The organism is Sphingomonas sanxanigenens DSM 19645 = NX02 (assembly GCF_000512205.2).
Taxonomy (GTDB): domain Bacteria; phylum Pseudomonadota; class Alphaproteobacteria; order Sphingomonadales; family Sphingomonadaceae; genus Sphingomonas_D; species Sphingomonas_D sanxanigenens.
Genome location: NZ_CP006644.1, coordinates 471,014 through 491,448, shown reverse-complemented (window position 1 = coordinate 491,448; position 20,435 = coordinate 471,014). Strand labels below are relative to the sequence as shown.

18 protein-coding genes and 3 pseudogenes are annotated in these 20,435 nt (G+C 64.0%); 17 read left to right on the top strand and 4 right to left on the bottom strand.

The window, feature by feature from the left end; translation table 11 throughout:
- Positions 1–21 precede the first annotated feature (21 nt).
- The 4 genes and pseudogenes from NX02_RS31185 to NX02_RS02185 form a co-directional block, all read right to left on the bottom strand.
- Positions 22–753: pseudogene (locus NX02_RS31185) on the bottom strand (DUF4158 domain-containing protein); the annotation flags it as partial.
- Between the two features lie 4 nt (positions 754–757).
- Positions 758–1,267 carry a recombinase family protein gene (locus NX02_RS33215; protein WP_025290585.1) on the bottom strand — a complete coding sequence of 170 codons (510 nt, stop codon included), beginning with the start codon at positions 1,265–1,267 and terminating at the stop codon, positions 758–760.
- A protein-coding gene (locus tag NX02_RS33465; RefSeq protein ID WP_235209564.1) for an IS3 family transposase occupies positions 1,218–2,371 on the bottom strand; the annotation gives its coding sequence in 2 pieces (ribosomal slippage) (positions 1,218–2,113 and positions 2,113–2,371; 1,155 coding nt in all). Before NX02_RS33465 ends, NX02_RS33215 begins: the two co-directional genes overlap by 50 nt.
- 63 nt (positions 2,372–2,434) lie before the next feature.
- A pseudogene (locus tag NX02_RS02185) lies at positions 2,435–2,590 on the bottom strand (recombinase family protein); the annotation flags it as partial.
- Positions 2,591–3,338: 748 nt separating this feature from the next.
- Here NX02_RS02185 and NX02_RS02180 point away from each other — a divergent pair.
- The 17 genes and pseudogenes from NX02_RS02180 (at position 3,339) to NX02_RS02100 (ending at position 20,289) form a co-directional block, all read left to right on the top strand.
- Positions 3,339–4,454 carry an IS110 family RNA-guided transposase gene (locus NX02_RS02180; RefSeq protein WP_025290559.1) on the top strand — a complete coding sequence of 372 codons (1,116 nt, stop codon included), beginning with the start codon at positions 3,339–3,341 and terminating at the stop codon, positions 4,452–4,454.
- Positions 4,455–5,097: 643 nt separating this feature from the next.
- Complete coding sequence (locus NX02_RS02175; RefSeq protein WP_025290582.1) at positions 5,098–5,844, top strand: SDR family NAD(P)-dependent oxidoreductase; 747 nt, start codon at positions 5,098–5,100, stop codon at positions 5,842–5,844.
- A gap of 34 nt (positions 5,845–5,878) precedes the next feature.
- Positions 5,879–6,601 (top strand): acetoacetyl-CoA reductase, encoded by a 723-nt coding sequence (gene phbB, locus NX02_RS02170; protein ID WP_025290581.1) that lies wholly within the window; start codon positions 5,879–5,881, stop codon positions 6,599–6,601.
- Positions 6,602–6,623: 22 nt separating this feature from the next.
- Entirely contained in the window at positions 6,624–7,805 is a 1,182-nt protein-coding gene (locus NX02_RS02165; RefSeq protein WP_025290580.1) for an acetyl-CoA C-acetyltransferase, read from the top strand.
- Between the two features lie 61 nt (positions 7,806–7,866).
- Positions 7,867–8,689 (top strand): annotated as a pseudogene (gene lptB, locus NX02_RS02160) (LPS export ABC transporter ATP-binding protein).
- Positions 8,690–8,842: 153 nt separating this feature from the next.
- A complete protein-coding gene (locus NX02_RS02155) occupies positions 8,843–10,600 on the top strand; it encodes a PHA/PHB synthase family protein (RefSeq protein ID WP_047099718.1) in 1,758 nt (585 codons plus the stop codon).
- Positions 10,601–10,603: 3 nt separating this feature from the next.
- Positions 10,604–12,028, top strand: coding sequence for a bifunctional enoyl-CoA hydratase/phosphate acetyltransferase (locus NX02_RS02150; protein WP_025290578.1), 1,425 nt, complete (start codon positions 10,604–10,606; stop codon positions 12,026–12,028).
- Positions 12,025–13,215, top strand: a complete 1,191-nt coding sequence (locus NX02_RS02145) for an acetate/propionate family kinase (protein WP_025290577.1) — start codon at positions 12,025–12,027, stop codon at positions 13,213–13,215. The genes NX02_RS02150 and NX02_RS02145 overlap by 4 nt, the downstream gene beginning before the upstream one ends.
- Entirely contained in the window at positions 13,212–13,985 is a 774-nt protein-coding gene (gene fabI, locus NX02_RS02140; RefSeq protein ID WP_025290576.1) for an enoyl-ACP reductase FabI, read from the top strand. The genes NX02_RS02145 and fabI overlap by 4 nt, the downstream gene beginning before the upstream one ends.
- Positions 13,982–15,205, top strand: coding sequence for a phospholipase A (locus tag NX02_RS02135; RefSeq protein WP_025290575.1), 1,224 nt, complete (start codon positions 13,982–13,984; stop codon positions 15,203–15,205). The genes fabI and NX02_RS02135 overlap by 4 nt, the downstream gene beginning before the upstream one ends.
- Positions 15,202–16,311, top strand: coding sequence for an MlaE family ABC transporter permease (locus NX02_RS02130; protein WP_025290574.1), 1,110 nt, complete (start codon positions 15,202–15,204; stop codon positions 16,309–16,311). The genes NX02_RS02135 and NX02_RS02130 overlap by 4 nt, the downstream gene beginning before the upstream one ends.
- Entirely contained in the window at positions 16,308–17,090 is a 783-nt protein-coding gene (locus tag NX02_RS02125) for an ABC transporter ATP-binding protein (protein ID WP_025290573.1), read from the top strand. The genes NX02_RS02130 and NX02_RS02125 overlap by 4 nt, the downstream gene beginning before the upstream one ends.
- The gene (locus tag NX02_RS02120; RefSeq protein WP_025290572.1) at positions 17,090–18,025 is read left to right on the top strand and encodes an MlaD family protein; all 936 of its coding nucleotides are present in this window, start codon (positions 17,090–17,092) and stop codon (positions 18,023–18,025) included. The genes NX02_RS02125 and NX02_RS02120 overlap by 1 nt, the downstream gene beginning before the upstream one ends.
- Complete coding sequence (locus NX02_RS02115) at positions 18,022–18,687, top strand: ABC-type transport auxiliary lipoprotein family protein (protein WP_084717588.1); 666 nt, start codon at positions 18,022–18,024, stop codon at positions 18,685–18,687. Before NX02_RS02120 ends, NX02_RS02115 begins: the two co-directional genes overlap by 4 nt.
- On the top strand, positions 18,688–19,266 hold the full coding sequence (locus tag NX02_RS02110) for an HdeD family acid-resistance protein (protein WP_025290570.1): 579 nt from the start codon (positions 18,688–18,690) through the stop codon (positions 19,264–19,266). It begins immediately after the preceding gene.
- Between the two features lie 127 nt (positions 19,267–19,393).
- Positions 19,394–19,609: a hypothetical protein gene (locus NX02_RS02105; RefSeq protein WP_025290569.1), complete on the top strand. Its 216-nt coding sequence runs from the start codon at positions 19,394–19,396 to the stop codon at positions 19,607–19,609.
- An 8-nt stretch (positions 19,610–19,617) separates the two neighbouring features.
- Positions 19,618–20,289 carry a DUF2059 domain-containing protein gene (locus NX02_RS02100; RefSeq protein ID WP_084717587.1) on the top strand — a complete coding sequence of 224 codons (672 nt, stop codon included), beginning with the start codon at positions 19,618–19,620 and terminating at the stop codon, positions 20,287–20,289.
- Positions 20,290–20,435 lie beyond the last annotated feature (146 nt).

Below are 20,435 nucleotides of genomic sequence, written 5' to 3'. Positions count from 1 at the left end.
CACGATCGGCATCAACCAGGCGATGAGCAGGACAGGCTCCAAGCCGATTGCCCGCAATGTGGACAATCGCTCGAGAATTTCCGCGAAGGCACGTCGTCCCGGTCTACCGGGTGGTTGGCGGATCCAGGCAAGAATGCTGATGCGGCCTGCATTGTGCTGCAGCAGCAGCGAGTCCAGCAGGCCGCATTGCACTGAAGTCAGACTTCCCGTCAGCAGGTTGCCCACGTTCCGCTCGGCATCTAACAGAGCTTTGCTCACCATGCGTTCCAGGGACGTGATACCGGGCACGATTATCTGCCGGCGGCGGAATTCTTCCATCAGGATCCGCGCGAGATCGATTCCACCGGTCATGGTCAGTGCGATCGGCAAGAGCCAAGCCTGCAGTTCTGCATGGATCGGACGGCTCAATTGCCGGAAACCGAATACCTCGCGCAGCGTATCGAGTTGCTCATACCGGGTGGGACCACGCGTGGCATAATCGGCAAGCGCGTCCGGCTCGACGCCGAGCTGATCCCCGACGAACCTGAGAGGAGCATCAGGGATGAATTCGCCGGGTTTCAGCAATCGGCCAGGATATCGCAAGGCGCAGAGCTGCAGCGCAAAACCGAGGCGGTTGTGGGGACGCCTCCGGCTCGTGAAGACGCGCAGATCTGCGGAACTGAGCGTCCAGTATCGCACCAGATCTGGCTCGCTCTCCGGCAAGGCGAACAACTCGGCGTGTTGCGCCTCGGTCAGAACAGAGCGGCGGGGTATCGGGTCAGGCCTTGACCGGTCCCGTCCAGCCAATGCGATCGAGCGTGCCGATGAGGGTCGATCGCGGCACCTTGAATGATCGGCACACCGACGCCTTGCTTGCGCCGGCATCGAGGGCTGCCGTGATCTGCTCGATCGTTTCCGCGTCAATGCTGGGCGGCCGGCCCCCGCGCCGGCCCCGTCGTCGAGCTGCGACCAAGCCTGCCATCACCCGCTCACGCGTGAGCGCGCGTTCATATTGGGCGAGCGCGCCGAAGAGCGAAAACAGCAATTCACCATGGGGCGTGCTTGTGTCCATCTGCTCCGTTAGCGATCGGAAGGCCACACCTCGATTTTTCAGATCGGTTATGATCGCCAGAAGATTGGTCAATGATCGCCCGAGACGGTCGAGTTTCCAAACGACCAAGGTGTCGCCGGCCTTCAGGAATTCGAGGCAAGTGACCTGCCCCCCGGCGGTCCCTCGATCATAACGAGAGTCTTGCGGTTGAATATTCCGGTATGCTCGCCTGCACAAGCGCGCCGGGCGTGATGCTATCGTCCTGCACGAACGTCCGACGCGCTTGTGCAGGCGTTCGATTTCCCAACGATGAGTGGGGGCGAACATGGTTGTAGTCGTAGCGCCAGATGGCCAGCTTCCGGCGGGCGTCAGCCAAGCTGTCGAACAGCTCCTCGTTGAGCAGCTCATCGCGCAATGAGCCGTTGAAGCTCTCGATGAAGCCGTTCTGCTGGGGCTTACCGGGATCGATGTAATGCCACTCAACCTTGTTCTGGCTGGCCCATTGCAGGATCGCCCGGCTCGTAAATTCAGTGCCATTGTCACTGACAATGCAAGCAGGTTTCCCGTGCAGGCGAACCAGCGCATCCAGTTCGCGCGCCACCCGAGCTCCCGAGATGCTGGTGTCCGCGGCCAAGCACAGGTTCTCCCGGCAGCAATCATCGTTGATCGCCAGAATCCTGAACTTGCGCGACGCACCAAACGTATCGGCGACAAAGTCCATCGACCAGCGGTCACCAGGACGAAGTGCTCCCGGCACCGGCGTCCGGCTGCCTCGGGCGCGCTTGCGGCCGCGTCGTCGGCGTATAGACAAGCCTTCTTCCCGATATAGCCGGTAGAGCTTCTTGTGGTTCATGCTCATGCCCTTGCGCTCCAGCATGACGCCGATCCGGCGATAGCCGAACCGACGGCGCTGCCCTGCGATCTCCCGCATGGCTTCGCGGATCGCTCCGTGGTCCGGCGGGCGTTCGCGCCTGACCGTCTTGGGATCGACGCCAATCAGCACGCAGGCCCGACGCTGTGAGACCTGGTAGTCCCGCATCACGCCGAGCGCCACGTCGCGCCGCTGGCCCGGCGTCGTCAGCCTTTTCCCAGCAGGTCCTTCAGGATCGCGTTGTCCAGCATGCTGTCGGCCAGGAGCCGCTTCAGCTTGCCGTTTTCGTCCTCCAACTGCCGCAACCGGTGGGCGTCCGATACCTCCATGCCACCGTACTTCGCCTTCAGCTTGTAAAAGGTCGCCGTGCTCAGGCCGTGCTTGCGGCAAACCTCCACCGTCGGAAGTCCGGCCTCCTGTTCCTTGATCATCCCGATGATCTGCGCCTCGGTAAAACGGCTCTTCCTCATGCGTCTGCTCCTTCTCGTGGGCAGACTCTACATCAGAATGAGGGATCCTTCGGGGGGCAGGTCACAAGCCTTCAGGCCGGGACGATCATCCCGGGCGCCCGATGCCTTGTCGGAATAGAGATGGCGCTCATCGACACCTGCGGCGAGGAGGGCATCGCGTTGAAGGTCAACCGACTGACGGTCATCGACCGATGAGACACGCATGTACCCGATGAGCATGTGCGACAAACCCTGAAATTGATGTTGTCGCGCACTAGATCAAAGCGACAGGGTTTGTCGTGCAAAATCAACCATGGTTGTCGAGGCGTAGCCTGGTTGCGATGCTACCCTGTCGGAAAACATGTGATTGCCGCCTACCGGAATAGCAGGCAAACTCGGTTAACTATTTGCACTTCCCTGCTGCAACGAGAGCCGCACGATAGCGGCGACCATGTTCGGCCCGCCATGCATTCGCATTCGCGGTTCCCTTTGCAGCTAACCGGCGCTTATATTCGGCTTCCATCGCGCGCCTCTCCGGTCCCGGACCAGAATCAGCAAGACATCGGGCCGATACCGAATTGGACCGCGAGTTCCCGTTGGCGATGTCGCCAGACAGTTTATTCGCCATCGTACTGGTCGCCGTTTGCCCCATCGGCATTGGATCGACGGGCGCATATTGAGCCTGTGCCGACTGATTGAAAAGAAGCAGAGCGGCGCTCACCGCGCTGCTTGTGGCAAGACACCTCATATGGTTCTCCCGATAATCAAAATTCAATATGCAGAAAATGTGCGACGTCGCCCAACAGCGAGCGATGGTTAGCCTCATAATATCGACCGACCACGTCCACTGCAGGGCAGTCAGCACCGAAAATCAGGTGAATTCCGACGTCCAGGAGACTGTTGCGCGCTTAGACCCCATGACTGCCGGAGCCTCGGAGGCTCGCATCTGAGATGCTGACTATGGATTTGTCAGCAGCGGAGACGAGTCATGACGGAGGCGGTGAAATACGTTGGTCTGGACGTTCATAAGGAAACCATCGCGGTCGCGGTTGCCGATGGAGAGCGCGGAGGAGAGGTACGTTTCGTTGGCACGGTCGCGAACGAGGATGATGCGATTAGAAAGCTGGTCAAGCGGCTGATGGGACCGGGCGTGACGTTGAACGTCTGCTATGAGGCTGGCCCCTGTGGCTATGGCTTGCATCGGCTGCTGACGAAGCTGGGGCAGGATTGCATCGTCATCGCCCCTTCAATGATGCCGCGACGCCCAGGCGACCATGTGAAAACGGACCGGCGTGACGCGATGACGCTGGCGCGGTTGTTACGTGCCGGCGAACTCACCGCGATCTGGGTGCCGGATGAAGCGCACGAGGCGGTACGCGATCTCATCCGCGCGCGACGTAGCGCACAGGACGATGCCATCGGGGCCAAGCAGACGGTGCGCAGCTTCCTGCTGCGGCATGATCGTCGTTTCAGCGGCAAGGCGGCCTGGACGAAAATGTATTGGCGGTGGTTGTCCGAGCAGCGGTTCGATTTTCCCCATCAGCAACTGGCATTCGAGGAGATGCAGAAGCGGGTGCTGGAAGCGCAGGCGCGGGTTGGAAGGCTGGAGGCGGCGCTGGCCGAAGCGGTGGATTCATGGTGTTTCGCGCCACTGGTCCGCAATCTGCAGGTGCTGCGCGGTATCAGGCTGGTCAGCGCCGCGACGTTGGTGGCCGAGGTCGGGGATCTCACCCGCTTCGACAATCCCAAGCAGTTGATGGCGTATGTCGGCCTGGTGCCGTCCGAGCACTCCAGCGGTGCCCGGACTAAACGGGGCCGGGTCACGCGCGCGGGCAACGCGCAGGCACGGACCATGCTGATCGAGGCTGGCTGGTCGTATCGACTGCCCGCACGCGAGGAGCGACGCTACCGTGAGCGGGTCATCGACCTGCCAGAGGAAATCCAGGCGATCGGGTGGAAAGCGCAGGTTCGCCTGTGCCAGCGTTACCGTCGACTGGCCGCCACCGGCAAGCCGCAGCCCAAGGTGACGACTGCGATCGCGCGTGAACTCGTCGGCTATGCTTGGGACATCGCAAGGCGGGTGTCACCGGTCGTGGCTGGCTGATCGGGGCACAACGATCGAGAAAGGAGGCGCCAGCACACCAACTCATAGCCTTGGCCGGCGTGCCGCGGGCACCCGACTGTGATGGGCAATCCAAGGTGTACGGTGGGGCAGGTTCGTCCGACGCCCGAACTTAGACGGAGGATAGGCCCAGCGACGGATACGGGTAGTGCGGTAACCAACCCGCGGATGAGAGCATGATCAATCGTCGTCGATCAGGCGTCCGCGGCACACCCGCCAAGGTCAATGTAACCGCTGGTCTCGCGGCCAGCGAAGGCGTAAACTCGGCTAGCGTCTCGGATGGCAGTCATGAGAGCGCAGGATTTCGCCCCCTTCAGCTAACGCCCCCCTACCAGACCGGGGACGGACTGAGCTGCCCGCCTGCTCCCGGGCACGGGTCAATCGGCGGGAGGCGGTCCACAAGCGGTTTGACGACCGGAATACGAAACTTATAAGTATAGTTACTGATGGCGCGCCGCCGGGTTCACGGCGAAAGAAGCGCCACGCCGTTTCGACCGTGAGAAAGCGGGGCATCCGGAGAGGTTGCGCGAAATGCGCGCGGTAAGACTCCCGGCCAGGAGTGTGTCCGTGCCCGCTATGCGGGTCCCTTTTTCTGGCCGGTGGCTCGCAAAAGCCGGAGACATGCATGCCCGATTTCGAGGACAAGGTCGCAATCGTAACAGGCGCCGCCATGGGATTGGGAGAGGCGATCGCCCGCGAACTTGCAGCGTCCGGCGCGCGGCTCGTGCTTGCCGATATCGACGAGGACAAGGCCCACGCCCTTGCGCACGAGATCGGTCCGGACCGCGCAAAGGCGCTGCGGGTCAACGTCGCCGAGGCGGCCGAAGTCGAAGCGCTGGTGGCTTTCACCCTGAAGAGCTTCGGACGGCTCGACGCCGCGGTGAACAACGCGGGCGTGGGCTCCGTCACCAAGCCGACCGGGGAATATGATCTGGATGAATGGCGCCGGGTCATCAGCGTCGATCTCGACGGCGTTTTCTACGGCATGCGCTACCAGATCCCCGCGATGCTGGCGGGCGGCGGCGGTACGATCGTCAACATGAGTTCGATCTACGGATCGGTCGGGGCGCCCGGATCAATCAGCTACGCGGCAGCCAAACATGCCGTGATCGGCATGACCCGCACCGCCGCGCTTGAATATGCCCAGCAGAATATTCGTATCAATGCGGTGGGGCCTGCCTTCATCCACACGCCGATGGTCGATGCCACGACCGACGGCCACCCGCCCTACGAGATGATCGCGCACCATCCGGTAGGACGCCTGGGCCAGCCCGAAGAGGTTGCCGGGCTCGTCTCCTTCCTGCTGTCAGATCGCGCCTCGTTCATGACCGGCAGCTACTATCCCGTCGACGGCGGCTATCTCGCGCAATGACCCGCCTCTCTTTCCAGCTTCAAGGACAATGATCATGGCCAGAATCGCGCTCGTCACCGGCGGCGTCAGCGGCATCGGCGCCGCGACCGCCAGGCTCCTCAAGGAGAAAGGCTATCTCGTCGCCGTCAACTATTATGGCAATGACGAGGAAGCCGAGCAGTTCGTGAAAGATACATCCATCCCGGCCTATAGCTGGAATGTGGCGGACTTCACGGCAAGCCAGGAGGGCGTCGCAAAAGTCGTCGCGGATATCGGTCCGATCGACATTCTCGTCAACAATGCCGGCATCACCCGAGACGGCACGCTCCACAAGATGACCGAGGAGCAGTGGCGCAGCGTCATCGACGTGGACCTTGGCGGATGCTTCAACATGTGCCGCGCCGTGATCGAGAGCATGCGCGAGCGGCGATTCGGCCGCATCGTCAATATCAGTTCGGTGAACGGCCTCTCGGGCCAGTTCGGCCAGACCAACTACGCCGCGGCCAAGGCCGGCGTGATCGGCTTCACCAAGGCGCTCGCGCTCGAGGGCGCGTCGCGCAACATCACCGCCAATGCGATCGCGCCGGGCTATACCGATACGGTCATGGTCGCCGCCGTGCCCGAAGAGGCGCTCAAGGCCGTACTGGCCGGTGTGCCGGTCGGACGTCTCGGCACCCCGCAAGAGATCGCGCGCGCCGTCCTCTTCCTGGTCGAGGATGAGGCGGGTTTCGTGACCGGCGCGACCCTCTCGGTCAACGGCGGCAAATATCTGGCCTAAGGGCCCAAGGAAAGGAATTCCCATGAGCAGCAATGTCGTTCTGTGCGCGCCTGTCCGGACCCCGATCGGCGCCTATGGCGGGACCCTCAAGGAGATGGCCGCGCCGGCTCTTGGCAGCATCGCGATCGCCGAGACCGTAAAACGCGCCGGCGTCGGCCTTGATGCCATCGATGCCGTCGTCCTGGGCCAGGTGGTCCAGGCCGGCGCGAAGATGAACCCGGCGCGCCAGGCCGCCATCGGCGCCAAGCTTCCCGACAGAGTACCGGCCCTCACGGTCAACCGTGTCTGTGGCTCGGGCGCGCAGGCGATTGCCTCGGCCGCGCAGGAGATCATGCTCGGCTTCAGCCATGCTGTCGTCGCGGGGGGCATGGAGAATATGGATCAGGCGCCCTACGTCATCGAGAAAGGGCGCTGGGGCTACCGCATGGGCGACGGCAAGCTCGTCGACGCCATGCTCCATGACGGTCTCAATGACGCCTTCTGCAACCAGCATTCCGGCTGGGTCACCGAGGATCTGGTCAGCAAGTTCCAGATTACGCGCGATGCGCAGGATGCCTGGGCGGTCCGCTCGCAGCAGAATTTCAGCGCGGCCCAGGCCGCCGGCCGCTTCGAAGAGGAGATCGTCGCGGTCGAAATCCCTTCGCGCAAGGGTCCCATCATTTTCGGCAAGGACGAGCAGAACCGGCCCGACACGAGCCTCGAAAGCCTCGCAAAACTGAAACCCGCCTTCCGCCCCGAAGGCACGATCACGGCAGGCAATGCGCCGGGCCTCAACAGTGGTGCTGCGGCGATGATCGTCGCGAGCGAGGACTGGGCCGACCGCAACGGCGTCACGCCCCTGGGCCGTCTCGTCGCCTTCGGCGTCGGCGCGGTGGCGCCCGGCCTTTTCGGCCTGGGCCCGGTTCCCGCCGTCCGGCAGGCGCTGGACCGCGCGGGCTGGTCGGTCTCCGATCTCGAGCGCGTCGAAATCAACGAGGCGTTCGCCGCGATCGCGATCGCCGTCACGCACGAGCTCGGGGTCGCCGAGGACATCGTCAATGTCGAGGGCGGCGCCATCGCCCATGGCCATCCGATCGGCGCGACCGGCGCTGTGCTGACCACCCGCCTGCTGCATGCCCTGAAACGCGAGGGACTGAAGCGCGGCCTTGTCACCCTGTGCATCGGCGGCGGCCAGGGCGTCGCGCTCGCGGTGGAGACCATCTGATGCCGGGGGGCGGCCTAACGAGGCTCCCCGCGGTGACGCTACCCCCGTCGGAGATCTGAGGATGTTCGACGAGGCTCCGTCGCTCGACAGTGGGTCGGGATCAGGCCAGGCGCACGATCCCGACGCCGCGCGTCCGGGCGGCGGCGGACCCAAGCCTGCGGTCACCTTCGCGCTCTCGGTAAGGCGGCTCGAGAAATCGTTCGGATCGCGCAAGGTCCTGGACGGCGTCTCGCTCGATGTCGCGGCGGGCGAGGTGGTGGGCCTACTCGGGCCCAACGGTGCGGGCAAGACCGTCTGCTTCTACGGCATCATGGGCATCAACCGCCTCGACGGAGGACAGATACTGCTCGGCGGCGAGGATGTGACAGCCCTGCCCATGGATGGGCGTGGCAAGCGCGGCCTTGGTTATCTTCCGCAGGAAGCCTCGATCTTTCGGGGCATGAGCGTCGAGGAGAATATCCGCGCTGTGCTCGAACTGCGCCTGCGCGACAACGACGCCATCGACCGCAGGCTGGACGAGCTGCTCGGCGATTTCGGCATCACAAGGCTGCGTGCCTTGCCCGCCCCCGCCCTTTCGGGCGGCGAGCGCCGGCGCTGCGAGATCGCGCGCGCCATGGCGGCCGACCCGAAGGTCATCCTGCTCGACGAACCCTTCGCTGGGATCGATCCCATGTCGATCGCCGACATCAAGGCGATGGTACGCCAGCTCAAGCAGCGCGGGGTGGGCATTCTCATCACCGATCACAATGTCCACGAAATGCTCGAACTGGTTGATCGCCTATGTCATCCATGCCGGCAGGCTCCTCTTCGCCGGCGCGCCGCAAGCTGTCCTTCACGATCCCGACGTGCGGCGGCTCTATCTGGGTGAGGATTTCGAGGAGTGACGCCGGCCATCGACAGGACATGCCGCCCGGGCAGCCTCTGCACTCTTACCGATGGTTGCGCCAGACATGGAAGGCCCGGCGAACCAAGACATCGACAATCACCAGGCTATCACGAGCTTAGCCCGAACCTGTTCCGAACGAGAAGGACCCATCATGAGCGCTGACACCCCGACATCGCCGCCCGACCCGCTCGACGGGATCGCGCAGACGCTGGACAACGCCGCGGGCGGCGCGATCGCACAGGTGACCCTCGGCCTCTCGCCCGCAACCCTATACGAGGCCTTCTCGAACTGGGCCCTCCACCTCGCGCTGTCACCGGGCAAGCAGTTGCAGCTGGCCGCGAAGATGGGCCGCAAGCATATGCGCCTCTTCGATTATGCGGCGCGCAGCGCGTCCGACAGCGATGCGGCGCTCGCCATCGAGCCGCTGCCGCAGGACCGCCGTTTCTCCGATCCCGCCTGGCGAAAGCCGCCTTTCAACATCCTCTCGCAGGCTTTCCTCCTCCATCAGCAATGGTGGCATGCCGCGACGACGGGCGTGGGCGGCGTCAACGGCCATTATGAGCATATGGTTCAGTTCACCGCACGGCAGATGCTCGACATGGTCGCGCCGACCAATTTTCTGGCGACCAATCCCCTGCTTCAGCAGCGGATCATCGAGACCGGCGGCAAATGCCTCGTCGACGGCTTCCAGCATCTCATGGAGGACATGGAGCATCTGGTGCGCGGCCTGCCTCCCGTTGGTGTCGAGTATTTCCGGGTCGGCGACACGGTAGCGACGGCCAAGGGCAAGGTCGTCTATCGAAACCAGCTTATCGAACTGATCCAGTATGAACCGACGACCGATCAGGTGCGCCCGGAACCGATCCTGATCGTCCCGGCCTGGATCATGAAATATTATATTCTCGACCTCTCGCCCGAGAACTCGATGGTCAATTGGCTGACCAGCCAGGGCTATACCGTGTTCATGATCTCCTGGCACAATCCGGGGACACAGGACCGCGATCTCGACATGGAGAATTACCGACTGATGGGGCCGATGGCCGCGCTCGACGCGGTCACGGCGATCACCGGCGCATCGTCTGTCCATGCGGTCGGCTATTGCATCGGCGGCACCCTGCTCTCGATCGCGCTCGCCGCAATGGCGCGCGACGGCGACGAGCGGATCGCCAGCGCCACGCTGCTGGCGACCCAGACCGAATTCAGCGAGCCGGGCGAGCTTGGCCTCTTCATCGACGAGGGACAGCTCAACCTGCTCGAGAAGATGATGTGGAGCCGCGGCTATCTCGACGGCAGCCAGATGGGCGGCGCATTCCAGATATTGCGATCGAACGACCTCGTCTGGTCGCGCGTGCTCGGCACCTATCTCATGGGCGAGCGCGAATCGCTGAACGACCTCATGGCGTGGAACGCCGATGGCACGCGCATGCCCTACGCCATGCACAGCCAGTATCTGCGGCGCCTCTATCTCGACGACGATCTCGCCGAGGGCAAATACAAAGCCGGCGGCAAGAGCATCGCGCTCTCCTCGATCCGCAAGCCCCTGTTCGTGGTCGGCACCGAGCGCGACCATGTCGCGCCCTGGCGCTCGGTTCACAAGATCCATCTTCTGACCGATGCGGAAATCACTTTCGTGCTGACGAGCGGCGGCCACAATGCCGGCATCGTCTCCGAACCCGGCCATAAAGGCCGCCGCTTCAAGGTGAAGACGCGGGAGGCGGAAGGTCTCGCTTATGATCCGGAGGAATGGCAGGAACGCGCCGAGCGCAAAGACGGCAGCTGGTGGATCGAATGGGGCGAATGGCTTGCCCGCCATTCGGGAAACCCGGTTGCGCCCCCGCCGCTAGGCGCCCCCGACAAGGGCTATGCCCCGATCGCGGATGCGCCCGGTCACTATGTTCTGGAGCGCTGAACGATGAGCGACGCGGGCATGATCGAGAATCGAACGTTCGACGAAATCGAGGTCGGCGAGACGGCGAGCATCGTGCGCACCCTGGGCGAGCGCGACATCCAGCTCTTCGCGCTCGTGTCGGGCGACGTCAATCCGGCCCATCTCGACGCCGACTATGCGGCGACGGACCTGTTCCGGCGGGTCATCGCGCATGGCATGTGGGGCGGCGGGCTGATCTCCGCCGTGCTGGGCACCGAACTGCCCGGCCCCGGCGCGATATATCTCAGCCAGTCGTTGCGCTTTTCACATCCGGTGGGCCTCGGCGACACTATCACCGCGTCGGTGACGGTCGCGGAAAAGCGGGCCGAACATCGCATCGTGCTGTTCGACTGCCGCTGCGCCAATCAGGAAGGGGACGTCGTCATCTCAGGCCAGGCGGAGGTGAAGGCGCCGACCGAAAAGGTGCGTCGCCCCCGCGCTACTCTCCCCGAGGTGCAGCTTCGCGATCATGACGGCTATCGGCGTCTGATCGAGCTGACGTCGAGCGGCACGCCCGAGAGCACCGCTGTGGCCCATCCCTGCAGCCCGGCCGCCATTTTGGCGGTTGTCGAGGCGGCAGAAGCAAAGCTGATCACGCCCATCCTTGTCGGGCCTGAAGCCAGGATCCGAAAGGCGGCGCAGGAAGCAGGCAAGGATATCGCGCGCTTCCGCCTTGTCGACGCCGACCACAGCCATGACGCGGCGGCAAAGGCCGTCGTGCTGATCCGCTCGGGCGAAGCTAAGCTCCTCATGAAAGGCTCGCTGCACACCGACGAACTGATGGGGGCGGTGGTCCCGTCCGCAACGGGTCTGCGAACAGAGCGCAGGATCAGCCACGCCTATGTGATGGACGTGCCCGACCATCCGACGCCGCTCATCATCACCGACGCGGCGATCAACATCGCGCCGACGCTCACTGAAAAGGCCGACATCATCCGCAACGCGATCGACCTTGCCCATGTGATCGGCATCGAAGAACCCAAAGTCGCGATCCTTGCAGCGGTCGAGACCGTCAATCCCGACATGCCCTCCACGCTCGAGGCGGCCGCCCTGTGCAAGATGGCCGATCGTGGTCAGATCACCGGTGGCCTGCTCGACGGCCCTCTCGCCTTCGACAACGCGATCAGCGCGGCAGCGGCGCGCGAGAAGGGGATTGTCTCCCCGGTCGCCGGCAAAGCCGAAATTCTTGTCGTCCCCAATCTCGAAGCGGGCAACATGCTCGCCAAGCAGCTCACCTTCCTTGGCGGCGCGGACGCGGCGGGCATCGTACTGGGCGCGCGCGTGCCGATCATCCTGACGAGCCGCGCCGACAGCCTGCGCACGCGACTCGCCTCCTGCGCCGTGGCGGTGCTGATGGCCCGGGCGGCGACCAAGGCCGCGCCAGGTCTCCCTGAAAGCGCGCCGGCATGAAGGCGGTCGTCAGCCTTAATTCGGGCTCCTCCAGCATCAAATTCTCGCTGTTCGTGCTCGATACGCAAGGAGCGCTGCAGTTCTCGGCGGGCGGCAAGATCGAGAAGATCGGCATTGCGCCGAGCCTGAAGGTCAGGTCTGTCGAGGGGGCGATCCTGCTCGAACGGGACTGGCCGGACGGCGCGTCGCTCAGCCATGCCGATCTGCTGGCCGACCTTTTCGCCTGGGCTGCCGAGTATCCGCTGGAAGGCCGGGAGATCATCGCGATCGGGCATCGGGTCGTGCATGGCGGCACCGAATTCGCCGCGCCCAGGCTTATCGAACCGGACCTGCTCGACGCGCTGGAGGCCCTCTGCCCGCTTGCGCCGCTCCATCAGCCTCATAATCTTGCTGCGATCCGCGCCATCGCGGCGCTTTCCCCCGATCTGCCGCAGGTGGCCTGCTTTGACACGGCCTTCCACCGCGACAAGCCCGCCCTCGCTGCGCGTCTCGCAATCCCGCGCGCGCTGCACGATCAGGGCGTGCGCCGTTATGGCTTTCACGGCCTGTCCTATGAATATATTGCCCGGCGGTTGGCCGAGATCGACCCCGCGCTTGCATCCGGCCGGGTCATTGCCGCGCATCTGGGCAATGGCGCCAGCCTTTGCGCCATGGACGCCGGGCGAAGCATCGACACCACCATGGGGTTTACCGCGCTTGACGGGCTGATGATGGGCACGCGCTGCGGCAGCCTCGATCCAGGCGCCGTGCTGCATCTGCAAAGCCAGATGGGCATGAGCGCCGCCCAGGTCGAGGAGCTGCTCTACAAGAGATCCGGGCTGCTCGGCGTTTCGGGGCTGTCGAGCGACATGCGTACGCTCGCCGAAGCCGGCACAGCAGAAGCTGAAGAGGCGATGGACCTTTTCGCCTGGAGGGCTGGCAGGGAGGCCGGCGCGCTTGCATCCTCGCTTGGCGGGCTGGACGGGATCGTCTTCACTGCCGGCATCGGCGAGAATGATGCCGCCATGCGCAGTCGCATTTGCCGCCGGCTCGAATGGCTGGGGCTGGAGATCGACGAGATCGCCAATGCCGGCAACGGGCCTTTGATCAGCCTGCCTGACAGCAAGGTCAAAGCCTATGTCATTGCGACCGACGAGGAGCGCATGATCGCGCTGCATACCCTCAAGATCGTGGAGAAAGCAGAATGAAGCCGCTCGTGGATCTGGAAGGCAAGCGCGGCCTGGTGATCGGCATCGCGAACGAACAGAGCATTGCGGCGGGTTGTGCCGCAGCCTTTGCACAATGCGGAGCGCGGCTTGCGGCGACCTATCTGAACGAGAAGGCGAAAGGCTGGGTCGAGCCCGTCGCACAGCGTCTCGGCGCGGAATGGCTCGCGCCGTGCGACGTCCGCGAGCCGGGGCAGCTCGAGGCCCTGTTCGACGAGGTGACGCGCAAATGGGGCGGACTTGATTTCCTGCTCCATTCCATCGCCTTCGCGCCCAGGGAAGATCTGCACGGCAGGGTCGTCGATTCTTCGGCCGAGGGCTTTGCTGTGGCGATGGATGTCTCCTGCCACAGCTTCCTGCGCATGGCGAAGCTCGCAGAACCACTGATGGCCGATGGCGGCTGCCTTCTCTGCGTCACCTTCTACGGGTCCGAGCGCGTGGTTGAGCATTATAATCTGATGGGGCCGGTCAAGGCCGCGCTCGAAAGCGCCACGCGCTATGTCGCGGCCGAACTCGGTCCCAGGGGCATACGCGCCCATGCCATATCGCCAGGGCCGATCGCGACGCGCGCGGCCAGCGGCATCGAACGTTTCGATGAGTTGCTCGAACGCGCAGCCTCGGAGGTTCCCGGCGGCCGGCCAGTCGATGTGGAAGATGTCGGCGCACTCGCGGCCTTCCTCGTCAGCGATGCGGCGAAGCGGATCACGGGTACGATCATTCCGGTCGACGGCGGGCAGCATCTGATCGCATGACGCTCTCCGCCCCCCAATGGACCATGGCAGCCGCAATTTTGGCTGTTGCCGCGCCGGCGCATGCTGCCCCATCAATCGACGTCCTTATTCGCGACGCTGGCGAGCGGGATGGTGATGGCGCGGTGTGGGTCGATCTACGACTGTTGAACGATGGCGACCAAGCGCAAACCTTCGCCCTGCCCGACCGCATCGAAGCCGTCGTCGAGCGGGAAGGTCGAACGGATCGCGTGTGGCTTGATCGCGCGACCAATCTCCCGGACAGCCTGACCGTTCCGGCTGGCGGTTTTATGCGGGCGCGCTATCGGACCGCCGCCGCATTCGACGAGACCCTCGACGGCGCGGATATCTCGATCCCTGCATGGACGCCGCGGAAGATCGCCATTGCCTTGCGGCCGCTGTCCGCCCTTCCCGCATTGGCGGCGGTAGAGCCGACGCCGAGCCAGGACGGGGTCGGGGCGCCGACGGCAGCGCCGCCGCCATCCGACCGCTCCGCCGGCAACGCGTTCGTCGCCAACCTGTCGGCTTATGAACCCATCTATGCCGTCTACGGACCCGACACCAACAGCGAAGCCCGCATCCAGTTCAGCTTCAAATATCAGCTGTTCGGAAGCAGGCGCGCCGAAGGGTTGCCACGTTCCTGGCGCGACGGGCTGCATTTCGGCTACACGCAGCGCATGTTCTGGGATCTGGGCGCGCATTCCTCGCCTTTCCGGAACATCGACTTTCAGCCCGAACTTTTCTACCTGACGCCGTCGGCGACGCTGTCGAACGGCATATCGCTGAGCGCCCAGGGCGGCATCCGGCACGAATCGAACGGCAGGGATGGCGACGCCTCACGGAGCATCAACAGTATCTATGTAGCGCCGATGGCAGCAATTCCGTTGGGCGGCGATTACAGGCTGTCGATCGCACCGCGCCTGTCCCTGTTCGTCGGCGACAGGTCGGACAATCCCGACATTCGCCAGTATCGCGGCAACACAGGTCTGTTTATGGAGGTCGGGGAGGATGAAGGACTGCGCCTCTCCACCTCCACCCGGTTCGACTTTCGCAGTGGCAAGGGTGCGGTCAGCGCCGACATCTCCTATCCGCTCCGACGGATCCTTGGTGGCGGCCCGGACTTCTATCTCTTCGGCCAGAGCTTCGTCGGCTATGGCGAGAATCTGCTCGACTATAATCGCCGCATGAGCCGGCTGCGCATCGGGGTGGCCCTGGTGCGATGAGCGCGGCGGACTTTCGCATCGAACACGCAGAAGAGGGTGCCGCACTCCACGCGATCGGCGACTGGACCGCGCTGGCCATGGGAGACCTGGCCGAGCGACTGCGAGCAGCGCTGGGGGAAACGCGCTCCGAACGGATCGACGTCACGCGGCTCGGTCATATCGACACCGCCGGAACGCTCGTCCTGCTCCGCAGTATGAACGCGGGTCATGATTTCTCTGCGTCAGGGCGTGACGATTTGAAGCGCCTGACCGACCTCGTCGGGTCCGCGATGGAAGACGAACCCCCTGCGCCCACCGGCAAGAAGGGCCTGTTCGCATTCTTCGAGCGTTTCGGGCGGCAGATCGTCTCGCTCGGCGCCGACGCCTATGCGATGCAGGTCTTTTCCGGCCAACTGATTGTCGCGGCGGCAAGGACGCTCTTTCACCCCCGCCGTCTGCGCCTGACCCCGACCGTCGCCATGATGCAGGACGCGGGCGTCAATGCGCTGCCGATCGTGTTCATCATGACCTTCTTCATCGGCGCCATCATTGCGCTCGTCGGTACAAATCTGCTCACCAGCCTTGGCGTCGAGGTCTTCACGGTGCAGCTCGTCGGCGTTGCGATCCTGCGCGAATTCGGCGTGGTCATCGCCGCCATCCTGCTTGCCGGACGCTCCGCCTCCGCCTTTGCCGCACAGCTGGGTTCCATGCGCATGAACCAGGAAACCGATGCGATGCAGGTCATGAGCATCGACCGGTTCGACGCGCTCGTCGTTCCGCGCGTGCTTGCCGCGATCCTGATGATGCCGCTTCTGACCTTTTTCGCCGATATCGGCGGAATCCTCGGTGGCCTGCTCGTCAGCTGGGTGACGATCGACATCAATCCTTTGTTCTTCGTCCAGCGCACGCTCGAGACGGTCAGCATCAACCATTTCTGGATCGGCATGAGCAAGGCGCCGTTCCTGGGGATCATCATCGCCGCCGCGGGTTGCCGCCACGGCCTGATGGTCGGAGGCGATGTCCAGAGCCTTGGCCGACAGGTCACCGCTGCCGTCGTCCAGTCGATCTTCATGATCATCATGTTCGACGCGATCTTCGCGGTCATCTTCATGGTTCTCGATCTGTGAGCGGCCCCGGCACCGACGCCCCGCCAATCCGCGTCAGGGGTCTGCGCACGGCGTTCGGACCAAAGATCATCCACGAGGATCTCGATCTCGAGGTCCGCAGCGGCGAGATACTGGGCGTGGTCGGCGGCTCGGGCTCGGGCAAATCCGTGTTGCTCAACACCATCCTCGGGCTCAAGCAGCCCGATGGCGGCACGATAGAAATTCTCGGACGGAACATCGAGGACGAAGATGCCCAGGCGTGGGTTGGTCGCCACGTCGGCGTCATGTTCCAGCAGGGCGCGCTGTTCTCGTTCCTCACCGTCCAGGAGAATGTGGAGGCCCCGCTCATCGAGCATAGCGGCCTGTCCCTGCCCATCACCGCGGACATCGCCCGTCTCAAGATCAGGCTGGCGGGACTGCCGCCTGGCGCCGGGGCGCTCAGACCCTCCGAGCTTTCCGGCGGGATGCGCAAGCGCGCCGGCGTCGCGCGTGCGCTCGCGCTCGACCCGGCGATCCTGTTCCTGGATGAGCCGACGGCAGGGCTCGATCCGATCGGCGCCAGCGAGTTCGACGAGCTCATCCGCACGCTGCGCGACGCGCTGGGCCTGACGGTGTTCATCATCACGCACGATCTCGACACGCTCTATGCCATCTGCGACCGCGTGGCCGTCCTTGCAGACCGGACAGTCGTTGCCGTCGCGCCGGTCGCTGATCTCGAACAATCCGATCACCCCTGGATCCGGCGCTATTTTCTGGGGCCGCGCGGCCGCGCGGCGCATGACGCCAAGAAAGATCGTTGATGGAACGCCATGCAAGCTATGCCCTTGTGGGCATCATCTCGACCGCGCTGCTCGTCGCCGCGATCGTTTTTGTCGTCTGGCTCGGTGGCAACCGCGTGGGAGGATCCGACGATCCCTATCGCATCATCTTCCACGGTCCGGTCCGGGGTCTGAGCGTCGGTGCGGAGGTGCAGTTCAACGGCATCAAGGTCGGACAGATCGAACGCATCCGTCTGGATGAAGAGGATCCGAACCGGGTGGTGACGGACATCATTCTGACGCGAGGCACGCCGGTCAGGACCGATTCCCTCGCATCGACCGAGACACAAGGCATATCGGGCGTCTCGATCGTCCAGATCAGCGCGGGAACACCGGCAAAGCCCCTGCTGCGCAAGGCAAGTCAGAAGCGGCGCCCCGTGATCCAGAGCAGGCCGAACGCGCTTTCGTCCCTGCTCCAGGGCGGGGGCCAGGTCGTTCAGAATGCCGGCGAAGCGCTGCAGCGGGTGAACAGACTTCTCTCCGACCGGAATATCGATGCGATCGGCGCCATGGTCCAGGATCTCAAGCTCACGACGCAGGAACTCTCCGCCAACCGTGCCATGTTCGGCCATGCAGCGTCCACGCTGGCCAAGCTCGATCGTGCGGCCGACGACATCGAACGCACAGCCGCTTCAGCGCGGGGGATTATCGATGGTGATGGCCGCAATGCGGTGGCGGAAGTGTCCGGCGCGGCCAGGGAGCTCAAGGTCGCAATTGGAGAAGCGCGGCTCACCATCGCCGATATCGGCCGCCAGACCGACGCCATCGGCACGCGAACGCTGCCGACCGTCAACGCCACCATGCAAAGCCTGCAGGAAACGGCCGAATCGCTCGACGCGCTGGTCCGGCAGATCCGCCAGAACCCGCGACAGGCGATCGGCAAGGATAGCGGCAAGGAACTGGAGTTACCGCAATGAAACAGAACCAGCTCAGGCGCGGATATTGCGCTTTGGCGCTACTCATGCCGCTGGCCGCATGCGGCGCCATGCTGGGCAGCGGAAAGCCTGACAACCTTTTTCGTTTCGGTGTGCCCGAACGGGAGGACGCGCAGGCCGGGACTGCCAACGCCGCCCCTGTCACCCTCTCGCTGGCACGCATCAGATTTGCCCCCGAGATCGAGGGCGACCGGATTCTGACCGCGCGCGGCGACAGCGTTCTGTACATCAAGGATGCCCGCTGGGCCGCCCCTGCCCCGGATCTCTTCAGCCAGGCCCTGGCACGCCAGTTCGCGACGCAAGCCCCCCATGTTCGTCTCCGCACGCTGCGAGAAGGATCGGCCGATGCGCTTGTCCTGCGCCTCGACGTCGATCGTTTCGAAGCGCGATATGGACGTGACGTCCAGACAGACACGCCGCCCGTCATTCTGGTGTCGGCAATCGCGGAACTGCTCGATCCGATGACCCGGCAGATCATCGAAAGACGTCGGTTTTCTGCCGAGGAAGCGGCCACGCTCAACGCAAAAGCAGCAATTGTGGCAGCCTTCGACAAAGCCGTCGGCCGGGTCTCGATCGAGATCGTCGGCTGGTCGGTCGGCACCGCTCAGACGCGACCGCCCGTTGCGGCCGGCAGGAGCCAGTGAATGTCGGGTGACACGCGTCTGGCAGCGCTCACACCGGATGACCCGGCGCACCGCGGTGCGATCAACGACTGGACCCGATCGTTCGCCTCGGGGCTGCTGCTCGTCATCGTCGGCGCATTCGCCTTGGCCCAACCGGGCGTGACGGAATTCCTCGGCAGTCGCTTCACTGGCATGATCCTGATCGCCGGCGGTGCCGGGGCGGCCGCCACGACCTTTCCCACCACGGGATCGCAAAGCAATTGGCTGGACGCCATTTTCGGCTCACTCTGCGCGCTTCTTGGATCGCTCGTGCTTGTCGAGCCATTCCGGGAGACCGTCCCGCTCGTCTGGATGGTCGCTATCCTGCTGCTCTTCATCGGCATGCTGGAGATCATCACCGCTATCCGTTCGGTACATCAACGCGGATGGGTTGCGATCATGGGCCTCTTCAACACCATAGCTGGCCTTGGTCTGCTTTTGGCGGGTCCCTCCAGCGCATTGATTGCAATTGGCTTCAGCTTCTTCGTCCGGGGTTTGTTTCTCGTGCTGCTTGCGCTCCATCTGCGAAGCGCGGGACATCGATCTGCCCTCCAACGATAACCCATCGTGACGACCGGAAACTTCGCAGGCTCACGGGAGAGGCAGTATCATTACTTATACGTTTCCAGGTTCGGTCCGCGTTATCGCCCTGGCTTCAATGCTCGAACGCAATCAAAGGAGATTGATCGTGGCCTGGCTGGCAAGACTGCTTCTGGCCGTTCCGGCCATCGTGGCGGGTTGGTTCGTTTCACGCGAAGATCCCAGATTCTGGGTGATCGCGATGGTCGTGGCGCTGGTTTTTCTCGCGCTCTCCTGCATCGCCGGCCTCTACGCGCCGCACCTGACGATCTTCGGCGGATCGCGCAAGCAGCGCCGGAAGAAGCGCGCTCGTCGCCCATTTTGAGCCGATATATGCCTTCCACTATCAACCTGTTCTCGCCGCGGCAAGCCTCGGGCCGAGCCTTTGAGCGGCAGGCCATCCCACGCCGAAGGAGGGAATTGATGAACCAACGAACAACCGCATCCACGCCGAGCCGCCTTGCACGAGCCACCAGCATCCTTGCCTCGACGGCTTTGCTCCAGCTCTGTCCAGCACCGGCAGCCGCAGCGCAAGCCGCTTCCGAGCGATCCGACCTGACGCAACGCCAGACCCTGTGCGCGCGCTCGGTCGCCCTGTCGGGCCTCGAGCAGGAAATGGATCAGAATATTCAAAGCGCGCTCCAAGCATCCTTCAAGGATCTGACCGCCACCTTTCCAGACGATCCCAAGGCGGTCGAAGCCTACAGGGACTCCTTCGCCGAGGCGATGAGAGCGGCGAAGGCGCCCGTCCTGGCGCGGATGAAGGAGAGTTGCGCGGCGGCCTTCACGGTCGACGAATTGAACGGCATCAACGCCTTCTACGAAAGCAGCGCCGGTCGGGCATGGCTCGAGAAGGGCCGCATCCTCATGCGCCCTGCCCTTGCCCAGGCGATTGCCGATGTCGTGCCAGGCGTTTTCGCCGACACCCAGAAGCGCTTCTGCGCGCGTATGGGAGGATGCGAAACGGCGCCTGCGGCCCCCGCCCCGGCCGGGCATATATCCTGAGCGCGCGGAACGATGCCGTTGCCCGCGCGTCACGCCATGTCGGGACCCATTCGACGATGGCGTCGTAAGTCGCCATCATAGACGCCGCTACGGCAAGCACAGTGGTTTGCCACCAACGGTGGCGGCCGGGGAATATGATCCCGGTC

What these genes read in the sequence shown, in the direction of transcription:
- NX02_RS02175 (WP_025290582.1), top strand. Translation starts at nt 5,098, where the DNA reads ATGCCCGATTTCGAGGACAAGGTCGCAATCGTAACAGGCGCCGCCATG.
- NX02_RS02110 (WP_025290570.1), top strand. Translation starts at nt 18,688, where the DNA reads ATGTCGGGTGACACGCGTCTGGCAGCGCTCACACCGGATGACCCGGCG.
- NX02_RS02135 (WP_025290575.1), top strand. Translation starts at nt 13,982, where the DNA reads ATGACGCTCTCCGCCCCCCAATGGACCATGGCAGCCGCAATTTTGGCT.
- NX02_RS02165 (WP_025290580.1), top strand. Translation starts at nt 6,624, where the DNA reads ATGAGCAGCAATGTCGTTCTGTGCGCGCCTGTCCGGACCCCGATCGGC.
- NX02_RS02120 (WP_025290572.1), top strand. Translation starts at nt 17,090, where the DNA reads ATGGAACGCCATGCAAGCTATGCCCTTGTGGGCATCATCTCGACCGCG.
- NX02_RS02155 (WP_047099718.1), top strand. Translation starts at nt 8,843, where the DNA reads ATGAGCGCTGACACCCCGACATCGCCGCCCGACCCGCTCGACGGGATC.
- NX02_RS02130 (WP_025290574.1), top strand. Translation starts at nt 15,202, where the DNA reads ATGAGCGCGGCGGACTTTCGCATCGAACACGCAGAAGAGGGTGCCGCA.
- NX02_RS02100 (WP_084717587.1), top strand. Translation starts at nt 19,618, where the DNA reads ATGCCTTCCACTATCAACCTGTTCTCGCCGCGGCAAGCCTCGGGCCGA.
- NX02_RS02180 (WP_025290559.1), top strand. Translation starts at nt 3,339, where the DNA reads ATGACGGAGGCGGTGAAATACGTTGGTCTGGACGTTCATAAGGAAACC.
- NX02_RS02115 (WP_084717588.1), top strand. Translation starts at nt 18,022, where the DNA reads ATGAAACAGAACCAGCTCAGGCGCGGATATTGCGCTTTGGCGCTACTC.
- NX02_RS02150 (WP_025290578.1), top strand. Translation starts at nt 10,604, where the DNA reads ATGAGCGACGCGGGCATGATCGAGAATCGAACGTTCGACGAAATCGAG.
- phbB (WP_025290581.1), top strand. Translation starts at nt 5,879, where the DNA reads ATGGCCAGAATCGCGCTCGTCACCGGCGGCGTCAGCGGCATCGGCGCC.
- NX02_RS02145 (WP_025290577.1), top strand. Translation starts at nt 12,025, where the DNA reads ATGAAGGCGGTCGTCAGCCTTAATTCGGGCTCCTCCAGCATCAAATTC.
- fabI (WP_025290576.1), top strand. Translation starts at nt 13,212, where the DNA reads ATGAAGCCGCTCGTGGATCTGGAAGGCAAGCGCGGCCTGGTGATCGGC.